Annotated in this window: 14 protein-coding genes; 7 read left to right on the top strand and 7 right to left on the bottom strand. The window is 67.5% G+C overall.

Annotation, left to right across the window (positions count from 1 at the left end; genetic code table 11):
• The first annotated feature begins 66 nt into the window (after positions 1-66).
• The 4 genes from GO591_RS05105 (at position 67) to GO591_RS05090 (ending at position 3,277) form a co-directional block, all read left to right on the top strand.
• The gene (locus GO591_RS05105; protein ID WP_157155823.1) at positions 67-270 is read left to right on the top strand and encodes a dodecin family protein; all 204 of its coding nucleotides are present in this window, start codon (positions 67-69) and stop codon (positions 268-270) included.
• A 177-nt stretch (positions 271-447) separates the two neighbouring features.
• Positions 448-1,593, top strand: coding sequence for a Re/Si-specific NAD(P)(+) transhydrogenase subunit alpha (locus tag GO591_RS05100; RefSeq protein WP_157155822.1), 1,146 nt, complete (start codon positions 448-450; stop codon positions 1,591-1,593).
• Positions 1,593-1,904: an NAD(P) transhydrogenase subunit alpha part 2 gene (locus GO591_RS05095; RefSeq protein ID WP_157155821.1), complete on the top strand. Its 312-nt coding sequence runs from the start codon at positions 1,593-1,595 to the stop codon at positions 1,902-1,904. Before GO591_RS05100 ends, GO591_RS05095 begins: the two co-directional genes overlap by 1 nt.
• Positions 1,901-3,277: an NAD(P)(+) transhydrogenase (Re/Si-specific) subunit beta gene (locus GO591_RS05090; protein ID WP_157155820.1), complete on the top strand. Its 1,377-nt coding sequence runs from the start codon at positions 1,901-1,903 to the stop codon at positions 3,275-3,277. Before GO591_RS05095 ends, GO591_RS05090 begins: the two co-directional genes overlap by 4 nt.
• A gap of 143 nt (positions 3,278-3,420) precedes the next feature.
• On the opposite strand, the gene GO591_RS05085 is transcribed toward GO591_RS05090, so the two are convergent.
• Together GO591_RS05085 and GO591_RS05080 are read right to left on the bottom strand one after the other, a co-directional pair.
• Positions 3,421-4,047 (bottom strand): FMN reductase, encoded by a 627-nt coding sequence (locus GO591_RS05085; RefSeq protein WP_157155819.1) that lies wholly within the window; start codon positions 4,045-4,047, stop codon positions 3,421-3,423.
• Positions 4,047-5,153, bottom strand: coding sequence for an LLM class flavin-dependent oxidoreductase (locus GO591_RS05080; protein ID WP_157157784.1), 1,107 nt, complete (start codon positions 5,151-5,153; stop codon positions 4,047-4,049). The genes GO591_RS05085 and GO591_RS05080 overlap by 1 nt, the downstream gene beginning before the upstream one ends.
• A 152-nt stretch (positions 5,154-5,305) precedes the next feature.
• Between GO591_RS05080 and GO591_RS05075 the strand changes: the two genes are divergently transcribed.
• Positions 5,306-5,860: a type 1 glutamine amidotransferase domain-containing protein gene (locus GO591_RS05075; RefSeq protein WP_157155818.1), complete on the top strand. Its 555-nt coding sequence runs from the start codon at positions 5,306-5,308 to the stop codon at positions 5,858-5,860.
• A gap of 4 nt (positions 5,861-5,864) precedes the next feature.
• Here GO591_RS05075 and GO591_RS05070 read toward each other — a convergent pair whose 3' ends face one another.
• The 3 genes from GO591_RS05070 to GO591_RS05060 are packed head-to-tail and all read right to left on the bottom strand — an operon-like array spanning position 5,865 to position 8,547.
• A complete protein-coding gene (locus GO591_RS05070; protein WP_157155817.1) occupies positions 5,865-6,680 on the bottom strand; it encodes an aldo/keto reductase in 816 nt (271 codons plus the stop codon).
• Between the two features lie 40 nt (positions 6,681-6,720).
• Complete coding sequence (locus GO591_RS05065) at positions 6,721-7,770, bottom strand: LLM class flavin-dependent oxidoreductase (RefSeq protein WP_157155816.1); 1,050 nt, start codon at positions 7,768-7,770, stop codon at positions 6,721-6,723.
• Positions 7,771-7,776: 6 nt separating this feature from the next.
• On the bottom strand, positions 7,777-8,547 hold the full coding sequence (locus GO591_RS05060) for a fructosamine kinase family protein (RefSeq protein ID WP_232466280.1): 771 nt from the start codon (positions 8,545-8,547) through the stop codon (positions 7,777-7,779).
• 147 nt (positions 8,548-8,694) lie between these two features.
• On the opposite strand from GO591_RS05060, the gene GO591_RS05055 reads away from it, so the two are divergent.
• Entirely contained in the window at positions 8,695-9,804 is a 1,110-nt protein-coding gene (locus GO591_RS05055) for a baeRF11 domain-containing protein (RefSeq protein WP_157155815.1), read from the top strand.
• 228 nt (positions 9,805-10,032) lie between these two features.
• Here the strand turns inward: GO591_RS05055 and rpsO are convergent, their stop codons facing one another.
• On the bottom strand, positions 10,033-10,302 hold the full coding sequence (gene rpsO / locus GO591_RS05050) for a 30S ribosomal protein S15 (RefSeq protein WP_157155814.1): 270 nt from the start codon (positions 10,300-10,302) through the stop codon (positions 10,033-10,035).
• Positions 10,303-10,543: 241 nt separating this feature from the next.
• On the opposite strand from rpsO, the gene GO591_RS05045 reads away from it, so the two are divergent.
• A complete protein-coding gene (locus GO591_RS05045) occupies positions 10,544-11,722 on the top strand; it encodes a MarP family serine protease (RefSeq protein WP_157155813.1) in 1,179 nt (392 codons plus the stop codon).
• Between the two features lie 16 nt (positions 11,723-11,738).
• On the opposite strand, the gene GO591_RS05040 is transcribed toward GO591_RS05045, so the two are convergent.
• Entirely contained in the window at positions 11,739-12,095 is a 357-nt protein-coding gene (locus GO591_RS05040) for a nuclear transport factor 2 family protein (protein WP_157155812.1), read from the bottom strand.
• Positions 12,096-12,146: the final 51 nt, after the last annotated feature.

Here is a 12,146-nt window from a genome sequence, read left to right as displayed (position 1 = left end):
CTGGACGCGGCCGCGGCTCGGGCGTTGACTGTGGCTGACAGGTTCGCCCACATTCAAGGAGGAATCATGGGATCGGTTGCGCGCGTCACAACCATCAGTGCCCGTTCGGAATCCAGCTTCGATGACGCCGTGCGCGTCGGTATCGAGCGAGCCCACGCCACCCTGCGGAACGTCGAGGGCGCCTGGGTGAAGGAACAAACGGTGGAAGCCAACGACGGCACCATCGTCGCGTGGCAGGTGGTCCTCGAGGTCACCTTCGTACTCGAGTAACTCGCTTCGAGTCACTCCCGCTTGCTCGGACGCCCACTCCCCGGGGTTTGGGAGTGGGCATCCGTCATTTTCGCGATTTCGAAAGTTTGACCTTTTATTTCTTTTGCGCGTGCCCATTTCTTGCTTGTGCGACGAAATCTCCTCGCTACGCTGACCTCGTCAGAGAGGACAAACACAGTGCGAGTTGGCATAGTGCGGGAGAACCGCCCGGGTGAACGTCGCGTCGCGGCGACACCGGAGACAGTCAGACAGATCACGGCCCTGGGGCTCGAGGTTCACATCGAGGCGGGCGCGGGGACCGAGGCGGGAATCGCGGATGCCGCGTACGCCGAAGCAGGCGCGCGGACGGTGCCTCGGCTGCCACTCGGCGACCTGGACGTGGTCTGCCACGTGCGCCCGCTGGAGCCGGAAGTCGCGGCGGCGCTGAAGCAGGGTGCGGTGACGATCGGATTCGCCTCCCCCGCCTCCGAACTCGACTCGGTGCGTGCCCTCGCCGATGCCGGGGCGACGGCGTTCGCGCTCGAACTGGTGCCTCGCATCTCGCGCGCCCAGTCGATGGATGCGCTCAGCTCCCAGGCGCTGGTCGCCGGATACCGGGCAGTGCTCGAAGCCACGATGCGGTTCGGCCGGTTCCTGCCCCAGTTCATGACCGCTGCCGGAACGATCCCCCCGGCCAAGGTGCTCGTCCTGGGCGCCGGCGTTGCCGGGCTGCAGGCGATCGGCACCGCGAAACGGCTCGGCGCGCGGGTGTCGGCCAACGACATCCGGCCCACCTCAGCCGATGAGGTCACCTCGATGGGCGGCACCTTCATCAACCTCGATGTCGAGTCCGGTCAGGATTCGAGCGGTTATGCCCGCAGCCTGAGCGACGACCGCGCCGAACGGCAGCGGCAATTGCTCGCCCCGCACGTGGCGGCCACCGACATCCTGATCACCACCGCCGCGATCCCCGGCCGGCCGGCGCCGCTGCTGGTGACCGCGGACATGGTCGCCGGCATGCGCGCCGGCTCGGTGATCGTCGACCTCGCGGCCGAGACCGGCGGCAACGTCGAAGGTGTCGTCGCCGGAAAGGACATCGCGGTGCCGACCAAGTCGGGCGATGGCACGATCACCCTGGTCGGGTTGAAGGATGCGCCATCCGCAGTCCCCTCGGACGCATCGCGGCTGTTCGCGAAGAACGTCGCCAACCTGTTGGCGCTGATGACCGCTGACGGCGTCGTCTCGCCTGATTTCGATGACGAGGTGATCGCGGGAGCGTGCCTCACCCACGAGGGATCCGTACGGCATCAGCCGACGGCCGAGATGCTGGAAGGGGCGAAGTGATGGATGCGGTGACCCTGCTCACTGTTGTGGTGCTGGCGGTGTTCGTCGGCTTCGAGGTGGTCTCGAAGGTGACGAGCAAGCTGCACACCCCGCTGATGTCCGGCGCGAACGCGATCCACGGCATCATCCTCGTCGGTGCGATCATCGTCGCCGGCCAGGCCACCGACCCGGGCGCGCTGACTATCGCGCTGATCGCGGTGGTGCTCGCCACCGCCAACCTCGTCGGCGGCTTCGTCGTCACCGACCGCATGCTCGAGATGTTCCGCCGCAAGACTCCCGCGGCCGCCAAGACGAAGGAGACCGCGAAGTGAGCGTGCTCAGCCCCGAATGGACCGCGCTGCTCTACCTGGTCGCGGCCGTCTGCTTCATCCTCGCCCTGAAGGGGCTCAGCTCCCCGCAGAGCGCCCGCCGCGGCAACGCGATCGGCGCGGCCGGGGCGTTCATCGCCGTGGTCACGGTGTTCCTGTCGGCGCGGCTGGAGAACATTCCGTTCATCCTCGCCGCGATCGTGGTCGGCGCGGGCGTGGCGGTGCCGATTGCCCGCCGGGTGCAGATGACCCAGATGCCGCAGTTGGTGGCCCTGTTCAACGGGGTCGGCGGCGGCGCGGCGGCGCTCGTGGCGCTGCTCGAACTCGGGCACAGCGACGACCTGTGGATGCGCGTCGCCGTGGTCTTCACGATGCTGGTCGGCGCCATCTCGTTCGCCGGTTCGGCGGTCACCGTGGCCAAGTTGCAGGAGCTCATCAGCACGCGCCCGCTGACCTTCCCCGGCATGCCGCTGGTGATGACGATCGCGATCGTCGCAGCTCTCGCCGGCTGTGGCGTCGTGGTGGCGACCGGGTCTGTCGAGTGGGCGGTCGCGGTGCTCGTGCTCGGGCTCGCGGCCGGTCTGCTGCTGGTGCTTCCGGTCGGTGGGGCGGATGTCCCGATCGTCATCTCGCTGCTGAACGCGTTCACCGGGCTTGCGGTGGCGGCATCCGGAATCGTGCTCGGCAACGTGCTGCTGCTGGTGGCCGGCACCCTGGTCGGCGCGAGCGGCACCATCCTCACCCAGGCTATGGCGCAGGCGATGGGGCGCAGTGTCGCCGGCATCCTGTTCGGCGCCTTCCGCGGAGGATCGACCGCCGGGTCGACCACGGTCAGTGACCGCCCGGTGCGCTCGTCGACGCCGGAGGATGTCGCGGTGGAGCTCGGTTACGCGCAACGGGTGGTGATCGTGCCCGGCTACGGTCTCGCGGTCGCGCAGGGGCAGCACACGATCGCCGAGCTGGCGAGCGTGCTCGAGGAACGCGGTGTCGAGGTGAGCTTCGGCATCCATCCGGTCGCCGGCCGGATGCCCGGGCACATGAACGTGCTGCTGGCCGAGGCGAACGTGCCGTACGAGTCGCTGCGTGAACTGGACGAGGTGAACCCGCAGTTCAGCCACACCGACGTCGTGCTCGTCGTCGGTGCGAACGACGTGGTGAACCCAGCGGCGAAGACCGCGCCAGGCTCGCCGATCTACGGCATGCCGATCCTCGAGGTCGGCCAGGCCGGCCAGGTGGTGTTCCTGAAGCGGTCGATGCGGCCGGGCTTCGCGGGCATCGAGAACGAGCTGCTCTACGACCCGAAGACGACGCTGCTGTTCGGCGACGCGAAGGAGTCGCTGACCAAGGTGCTGAGTTCGATCAAGGCGCTTGTGTAGCTGGGCCGTCGCGCCGAGACTGCACCCCGCTGATCGAGCTTGCACCCCCGCTGATCGAGCTTGCCGAGATCTCGGCAGGCTCGATCAGCGGTGGTGCCTAGCCTCGCGGGTACGAGGCTCGGGTTGAGTGAGCTGAGCCGGCGTCAGTCGATCACGTAGGAGCCGGTCGGGCTGAACGAGGGGTCCAGCGCGAACGGGTCCTTGACCTCGCTCGATCGGGTCGATGCCGCGACCAGCGGCGCGAACTCGCGGCCGGCCCGTTCGATGCGATCGTGCAGCGTCTTGACCTTGTCGCCGCCGTTGCCCCAGTCGCTTGACGCAGCGAACACGCCGGTCGGCACCACGATGGCGTGCAGGTAGTTGAACAGCGGACGCATCGAGTAGTCCAGCACCAGCGAGTGCCTGGCGGTGCCCGCGGTCGCACCCATCAGCACCGGCATGTCGGTCAGCGCGGTGTTGTCGATGACGTCGAAGAAGGACTTGAACAGACCGTTGTAGCTGGTCGTGAACACCGGCGTCACCGCGATCAGCCCGTCCGCGGTGGTGACCGATTCGATCACACTCTCGAGCTTGGGGCTCGGGAACCCGGTGAGCATGTTGTTCGTGACATCCTGCGCGGTATCCCGCAGCTCGAATGTCTCGACGGATGCCTCAATCCCCTGCTCGGCGAGCCTGGCGACGGTCGCGTCGGCCAGCCGGTCGGCGAGCATCCGGGTCGACGAGGGCTTCGACAGCCCGGCCGACAGCACTGCGATCCGCTTGGCGGTCATCACTTCACCTCCGCGCTCTGGGCGGCCTCGGCCAGTACGGCGTCAGCCTTCAGGGATGCGTGGGTGGGGGCATCCGGAACCTCGGCCGGACGGTTCTTCGCGAACTCTTCGCGCAGCACCGGCACGACCTCGCCGCCGAGAATGTCCAGCTGCTCGAGCACGGTCTTTAGCGGCAGGCCGGCGTGGTCCATCAGCCAGAGCTGGCGCTGGTAGTCGCCGGCGTAGTCGCGGAAGCCGAGGGTGCGGTCGATGACCTGCTGCGGGCTGCCCACGGTAAGCGGGGTCTGCTCGGTGAACTCTTCCATGCTCGGGCCGTTGCCGTAGACCGGGGCGCTGTTGAAGTAAGGCCGGAACTCGTTGACCGCATCCTGCGAGTTCTTGCGCATGAAGACCTGGCCGCCGAGGCCGACGATCGCCTGCGCGGCGGTGCCGTGGCCGTAGTGCTCGAAGCGCTGACGGTAGAACTGGATCATCTTCGCGGTGTGCGAGGCGGGCCAGAAGATGTGGTTCGAGAAGAAGCCGTCACCATAGTAGGCGGCCTGCTCGGCGATTTCGGGGCTGCGGATGCTGCCGTGCCAGACGAACGGGGGGACCCCGTCGAGCGGACGCGGCGTGGACTGGAAGCCCTGCAGCGGGGTGCGGAACTGGCCCTCCCAGTCGACGAACTCTTCGCGCCACAGGCGGCGAAGCAGGCCGTACTTCTCGATTGCGAGCGGGATGCCCTGGCGGATGTCCTCGCCGAACCACGGGTAGACCGGGCCGGTGTTGCCGCGGCCGAGGGTGAGGTCCATGCGGCCACCGGAGACGTGCTGCAGCATGGCGTAGTCCTCGGCGAGACGCACGGGGTCATTGGTGGTGATCAGGGTGGTCGCCGTGGAGAGGATGATCCGCTCGGTCTTGGCGGCGAGCCAGCTGTTGATCGCGATCGGGCTGGAGGGGAAGAACGGGGGGTTGTGGTGCTCGCCCATGGCGAAGACGTCGAGGCCGACCTGTTCGGCGTGCTGCGCGATGGTCAGAATGTTCTGAATGCGCTCGGCGTCGGTCGGGGTGTAGCCGGTGGTCGGGTCGGTGGTGATGTCACCGACGCTGAAGATTCCAAACTGCATTTGCATTGGTGTCATCCTTTATCGATACGTTTGCATGAACATCATACTGAACATGCGGCCCGGGCGCACTATTCCCGAAACTTTGCGCCGCGTACCTCAGAGTCTCGTGAACATCCCGTGACGGAACGGCGACCCGGACGTACCGTGGCGGCATGAACGATCAGATCCTCAGCAGCAAGCGGTACGCGTTCCTATTGACCGACGGGTTCGAGGATGTCGAGTTGACCAGCCCGTGGCAGGCCGTCGTCGATGCCGGCGGCCAAGCTGTGCTGGTCGCTCCGAAACCCGGCACTGTGACCGGGAAGAAGGGCCACGAGCAGACGGTCGACCTCACGGTCGGGGACGCGGACTTCCGCGACTTCGACGGGCTGGTGCTACCGGGCGGCGTAGTGAACGCCGACCACCTGCGCATGGACCAGACCGCGGCGGCGTTCACTCGCGGATTCTTTGAAGACCACAAGCCGGTCGGCGTGATTTGTCACGGCGCGTGGATCCTCATCGAAGCGGGCGTCGTCGATGGACGCACGATCACCTCATATCCGAGTCTGAAGACCGACCTTCGTCACGCGGGCGCAAGTTGGGTCGACGAGGAAGTGGTGGTCGATGCGGGCTTGGTTTCGTCTCGGACACCGGATGACCTTCCGGCGTTCAACGCCAAGCTCGTCGAGGAGTTCGCCGAAGGCAAGCACGCCGCGCAGACGGCGTAGCTGCCTAGAACTCCTCGTGCGAGTCGGGGTCGCCGCCCCACAACCGTCCGCGCGCTAAGCCGGACAGGGCGGCGACCTCGACGTCCGTCAGCTCGAAACCGAACACGTCGAGATTCTGCGCCTGGCGCGTGGCATCCTTCGACCGGGGAATCGGGATCGAGCCGAGTTCGACATGCCAGCGCAGGACTGCCTGCGCCGGTGTGACACCGTGAGCGTCGGCGACCTGCGCGACCACCTCGGACTCGAGCAGGTCAGAGCCGCGGCCGAGCGGGCTCCAGCTCTGGGTGCGGATGCCGTGCTCGGCATGGAACGTCCGCAGTTCCTCCTGGGGAAAGTACGGGTGCAGTTCGACCTGGTTCACTGCCGGCATCACACCGGTCTCATCGGCCAGCCGCTCCAGCTGCGCTTTCGTGAAGTTGGACACTCCGATTGAGGTGGCCAGCCCCGCCTCACGCAGTTCGATCATCGCCCGCCAGCTGTCGAGGTAGCGGTCCTGCCGCGGCAGAGGCCAGTGAATCAGGTAAAGGTCGACGTGATCGAGACCAAGGTTGCCGAGCGACTCGGACAGCGACGCAGTGGTCTCGTCATACCCGTGGTGCCTGCCCGGCAGCTTGGTGGTGACGAACAGCTCGCGGCGGGGCACCTCGGACTCGCGAACCGCCTGGCCGGCCTCGGCCTCGTTGCGGTAGTTCAGCGCGGTGTCGAGCAGCCGGTAGCCCGCGGTGATGGCGGTGGCCGTCTCGGCCCGTCCTACTCGATAGGTGCCGAAGCCGATCTTCGGGATGTGGCGGCCGTCGTTCAAGGTGTAGGTCATCGTCATCCGTTCGTTCGTTCGTGCGGCAGTTCGTTGGTTCGTGAACTCAGAGGAGCTCGGCCGCCAGCAGCTCGAGCGAGCGATCGCGGCCCGGTGAGGTGCGCGGGTCAGCGGATGCCGCCGCCGACGCCGCCGGCGAGACCATGACTTCGTCCACGCCGAACGTTGCGGCGAGCTCGCGGACGCGGGTCGCGGCCGCCTTCGGTTCCCCGATCACCCAGGACTGCAGCATCCCGTCAACCACCTGCTGTTGCGCCGGAGTCAGCTGGTAGGCGGCGGCCTCCTCGACGGTCGCGACGGCGGTCAGCGGTTGCCCGGTGCGCAGCCGCGCCATGTGCTGCAACTGCGGCAGCGCCAGCGCCAGCGCCTCGTCGGCCGTGTCGGCGACCGAGACGTTCAGGGTGAGGAAGGTGCGCGGCTCGGCGAGGGTGTCCGAGGCCTGGAAGGACTGCCGGTACAGCTCAAGCGCTGCGGTGGTGCTGCCGCCCGAGAAGTGGTGGGCGAACACGTAGGGCAGGCCGAGTCCGGCGGCCAGCCGCGCGGAGTAGTCGCTGGAGCCGAGCAGCCAGATCTCCGGTGACGACGCGGCGTTCGGGGTGGCCCGCAGTTCGTACAGCTGGCCGGAGGTGAGACGCAGGCCCGCGCCATCCGGATGCAACAGCGAACGGATGTCGGTGATGTGGTTCGGGAAGCTGTCGACGTCGCTCGTGGTGCCGGTCTGCCGCAGCAGCGAGGTGATCACCGGGTCGCTGCCCGGGGCGCGACCGATGCCCAGGTCGATGCGGCCTGGGTAGGCGGCCTCGAGGATGCCGAATTGCTCGGCGACCACCAGCGGCGCGTGGTTCGGCAGCATCACTCCCCCGGAGCCGACCCGGATGCGCTCGGTGTTCGCGGCGAGGATGCCGATCAGCACGGCGGGGTTGGTTGAGGCGACCGACGGCATGTTGTGATGCTCGGCCACCCAGTACCGGGTGTAGCCGAGTTCGTCGGCGCGCTTCGCGAGACCGATCGAGGCGGCGACCGCATCGGCCGAGGTCTGGTTGCTGCGGACGGGGATCAGGTCAAGAACAGACAGGCGCACGGAGGATGACACCACTCGAGCCTATGTGCGATCAACTGCGAGGACCGCTCGGGCGGCCTCGTGCAGGGCGCGCCCGTAGTGCGCGCCATGCCCGGCCGCGTGCACGGCGAGCGGATGCAGTTGGTGCAGCGGCACCCGGTCGCGCCAGCCGGTCCTGAGCGGTGCGACCGACTGGTAGCCGGCGATCACCTCATCCAGGAACGGGCAACCGAACAGCGCCAGCATCGCCAGATCGGTCTCACGATGGCCGCCGTGCGCCGCCGGGTCGATGAGCACCGCGCCGGACTCCGACCAGAGCACGTTGCCGTTCCAGAGGTCGCCGTGCAGCCGGGCGGGCGGCTCGTCATCGTCGAAGGCGCCACTTGCGATCAGATCGCAGGCGGCGCGGATGTCGGGTTCCTGCGCCGCGGTCACGCCGCGGACCTGCAGCGCGATGTCGAGGAACGGCAGCACCCGGTCGCGGGCGTAGAACCGGCCCCAACTGGACTCGGCCGTCTTCGGCATCGGACGCCTGCCGATGAACAGCGGGCCGTCCCAGCCATCCGGCGGTGATCCGAATCCGGCCGCTCCGGCGCTGTGGGTTCGGGCGAGGTCGGCGCCGAACCGGCGGGCCGCGGCGGGAGTCGGCCGGGCCTCGACGACCCGCTCCAGCTGGATCCGACCTGGCGCCACGTCGATCACTCGCACGACGCGTGCACCGCCCGCTGCGGCGAGCCAGGCGAGTCCTGCGGCTTCCGCTTCGAAGAAGCTGGCGGGGGCATCCGGTCGCTCTTTCACGATTCCCACGGTCACACCTCCCAGTCTGCCTAACGTTTGCAAACCACGGTTCCACCGTCTCGGCCCGCGGCGTACGGTACAGGGAAGCGACCCGACGCGGGCGCTATGGATTTGTGCTCCACGGGTCGCTGCCACGAACTGGCTACGACAAAGGAGCGCTCAATGCTTGCTAACCTGCCCAGCCCGTCCGATCTCCAGCGGTTGACCGATCATCGCGATGATGCGAGTGTGACGATCTACCTGCCGGCGTCGCCGTTGCCGAGAGAGAGCGACGTCGCCCGAATAGCCTTGAAATCGGCGACGGCAGAGGCGGCGCGGGCGCTCGATGCGCGCGGGGTGCCGGTCGCCAAGTGTCGCAAGGTGATCGGACAGCTGGAGGCGCTCGACTCCGACGACGAGTTCTGGACACGACAGGCTCGCGGGCTGGCCGTGTTCGCAGCGCCCGGGATGCTTGAGGCGTACCGGTTCGTTACCGAGACGCCTTCGCAGGTGAGCACCAATGATCGGTTCGACATCGGCGTGCTGCTGCGCGCGGTGGCGTTCGATCCGGGCGCGTATGTGCTGGCGATCAACGAGGGTGGCGCGCATCTGTACGGGGTATCCGGTGATCAGGAAACGGCCCGCGAACTCGATCTCACGCTGCCGGCCGACCTGCACAGCGTGCTCGAGTACACCACCGCCGAGGACCAGTTGCCGCGCGGGCGGGCCTTGGGCGCGAACGGTGAGAAGACCGAGCAGCAGCGCTACTGCCGGATCGTGCAGGACGCGGTGCTGGACCGGATCGGCGCGGCATCGCTGCCACTGATCCTGGCCGCCAGTCGCGAGCTCGCACCCGCGTATCGAGCGGTGAACAGCTACCCCCGGCTGACCAAACACGGAATCGATGTCAACCCCGAGTCGCTCACGCTGCCGCAATTGACCGAGAAGGCGCGCGCGATCCTCGATGAGCTCTACCGCGACGAGATCACCGCCTGGGGCGAACGGTTCGAGCTGCAGCGCAGCAAAGACCGGGCGACCGGCGACCTCGGTCATGTGGCACGGGCGGCGACCTCGTCGGCGGTCGAGGAACTGGTGTTCGACATGGATGCCGCGTTGGCCGGTTCGATCGATGACGACGGTGCTCTGCACCTCGACGACGGCGGCGAAGGGTATGGCGTGATCGACGAGATCGCGGCTCGGGTGCTGCGCGGCGGCGGTTCGGTGCGGGCGCTGCGGGCGGAGGACGTGCCGAACGGCTCACCGGTCGCGGCGATCCTGCGCTACCCGTTCTAGCTCCCCCGCTGGTCGAGCTTGTCGAGACCCGCTACAGTCCCGGCTTCGCGCTAGCGATGATTCGCTGGCGCGAAGCCGCAACACTAGCGCCGGGCGTCTCCCCAGGTTAAGCGAAACGGGCCGTCACCCGAGGGTGACGGCCCGTTCGCAAGAAGTTCGCGGTGTCAACGGAGACCCTTCGACAAGCTCAGGGAGCGTGCGAGGGATCGCCTGACGTACGACCTGAGGTTATCGACGGAGGCCGAGGCGCTCGATCAGAGCGCGGTACCGGTTGATGTCGACATCCTGGAGGTAGCCGAGCAGACGACGACGCTGACCAACCAGCAGCAGCAGACCACGACGCGAGTGGTGGTCGTGCTTGTGCTCCTTGAGGTGTTCGGTGAGGTCCTTGATCCGACGGGACAGGACTGCTACCTGAACCTCGGGGGATCCGGTGTCACCGGGGTGGGTCGCGTACTCTTCGATGATCGCCTTCTTGACATCTGCATCGAGTGCCATATATGGGATCCCCTTTTCTCTCGTTGCGCGGCGCCCGAAACCTGATGTTTGAGCTCTCTTTATCCGCGGCCGATCTAACGGCAACCGGACGAGTCTACCAGCGATCCACCTTCTCGGCGTCTGAGCCAGTAGGTCGCGACTGAGCCGACGCGAGCCGGCTCAGCCGCGACCAAGCGGATCGGAAGCATGCATGCAGCGCGGGTCACGTAATCTCGAAGGACCCACCCGAAGGGAGTTCCGGATGTCGGGAGGCCTCATCCTCGACGTGCTGCTTGTGCTGCTGCTCATCGGCTACGTCGTGTACGGCATCCAGGTCGGCTTCCTGCGCAGCCTGGGCGCGATCCTCGGCGTTGTCGCCGGCGCCATCGCGGCCTTCTTCGTGATGCCGCTGGTCGGCGCGATCGTGCCCTCCCCCGAGTGGCGCCCAGCCGCGGTGATCGGCTCAGCAGTGCTGCTGATCCTGATCGGGCACACCCTCGGGGTCACCGTCGCGCGCCTGATCGGCAAGGGCGTCGACCGCGGACCCATCCGCGTGATCGACCGGGTCCTCGGTGGAGCCGTCGGCCTGGTCGTCTCAGCGCTGACCATGGCGGCGGTGGCCTCGAGCATTGCGGTGCTCGGCATCCCGTTCCTCACTCCCGCGATCGCCTCGTCGAGCGTGCTCAGCACGATCGATTCCCTCACGCCTCCGCCCGCGAAGACCTTCGTCGCCCAGTTGCGCTCGCTGGTGCTGAACCAAGGCATCCCCCGCATCGGCGAAGCCATCGGAACCAGCCCCGAGGTGCCCGAGGTCGACACCGGGAACGCGGCCATCGCCACGGCCGCCCGTTCGGTCGTGCGCGTCACCGGCGCGGCATACGCCTGCGGTCAGAACCAGACTGGCACCGGCTTCGTGGTCGGGCCGGAACTGGTCATGACCAACGCGCATGTCGTCGCCGGCGTCGACGAACCGTTGGTGGAGACCGCGGACGGTCAGGTGCGCTCCGGCGACATCGTCTACTTCGATCCGAACGTGGATCTGGCCGTCGTGCTCTTCCAGGGGCTGGACACCTCGCCGCTCTCGTTCGTGCCCACCCTCCCCGCAGGAGCTTCCGCTGTGGTCAGCGGATTCCCGTTCGGCGGGCCGTTCCACTCCGAACCGGCCGGGGTGGTCAGCGTCGGCCCCGCCACGATGCCGGACATCTACGGCGAGTCCGAGTCACCACGGTCGGTGTACACGCTCGCCGCGAAGGTCGAGCAGGGCAACTCCGGCGGCCCGCTGCTCACCGAAGAGGGAGCAATCGCCGGGGTGGTGTTCGCGAAGAGTGCAGCGACGCCGGATGTCGGTTACGCACTGACGATGGAAGAAGTCGCCCCGGTGATCGCCCAGGCTCCCGCGTTGACCGAGCCGGTGGACTCGGGCGGCTGCATTCGCGGTTGAGTCAGGCGCTGCCCGATCAGGACTTCTCCATCCACCACTCGGTGAACTCCATCGCCCGGCCCGAGTCGTCCAGGCGGATCACCCAGAGGTTGAAGTAGTCGGTGTCTCCCTCGTAGCGGGTCTCGGCTTCGATGACCGCCGTGTCACCCTCGATCGCGACGGGCGACCAGAAGAAGGTCGTCGTGCCCGGATCGTCCTTGTTCTCGATCCACTTCTCGATGATCTGGTCGCGACCCTTCCACGCCTCGGCGCCTGGCGAGGTGCGGTACTCCGCGTCATCGGCGAACAGCTTGCCGATGTCATCCGGAGTATTGGACTCCCACGCGCGGCGGTAACCCTCGATCCACGCGTTCACTGCGGTGCTGTCGGTCATAGCGCCCGGTCTACCCCGCGTCCGGATGCTCTGCAATCGGGTACTTTGGCC

This window comes from Diaminobutyricimonas sp. LJ205, from assembly GCF_009755725.1.
Lineage (GTDB): Bacteria > Actinomycetota > Actinomycetes > Actinomycetales > Microbacteriaceae > Ruicaihuangia.
Note: the sequence above shows the minus strand (reverse complement) of the source record. Positions and strands in the feature narration are given on the sequence as shown.

Coding starts and splice junctions, on each gene's coding strand:
- GO591_RS05040 (WP_157155812.1), bottom strand. CDS start 12,095: ATGACCGACAGCACCGCAGTGAACGCGTGGATCGAGGGTTACCGCCGC.
- rpsO (WP_157155814.1), bottom strand. CDS start 10,302: ATGGCACTCGATGCAGATGTCAAGAAGGCGATCATCGAAGAGTACGCG.
- GO591_RS05095 (WP_157155821.1), top strand. CDS start 1,593: ATGGATGCGGTGACCCTGCTCACTGTTGTGGTGCTGGCGGTGTTCGTC.
- GO591_RS05070 (WP_157155817.1), bottom strand. CDS start 6,680: ATGACGATGACCTACACCTTGAACGACGGCCGCCACATCCCGAAGATC.
- GO591_RS05055 (WP_157155815.1), top strand. CDS start 8,695: ATGCTTGCTAACCTGCCCAGCCCGTCCGATCTCCAGCGGTTGACCGAT.
- GO591_RS05085 (WP_157155819.1), bottom strand. CDS start 4,047: ATGACCGCCAAGCGGATCGCAGTGCTGTCGGCCGGGCTGTCGAAGCCC.
- GO591_RS05075 (WP_157155818.1), top strand. CDS start 5,306: ATGAACGATCAGATCCTCAGCAGCAAGCGGTACGCGTTCCTATTGACC.
- GO591_RS05045 (WP_157155813.1), top strand. CDS start 10,544: ATGTCGGGAGGCCTCATCCTCGACGTGCTGCTTGTGCTGCTGCTCATC.
- GO591_RS05105 (WP_157155823.1), top strand. CDS start 67: ATGGGATCGGTTGCGCGCGTCACAACCATCAGTGCCCGTTCGGAATCC.
- GO591_RS05080 (WP_157157784.1), bottom strand. CDS start 5,153: ATGCAGTTTGGAATCTTCAGCGTCGGTGACATCACCACCGACCCGACC.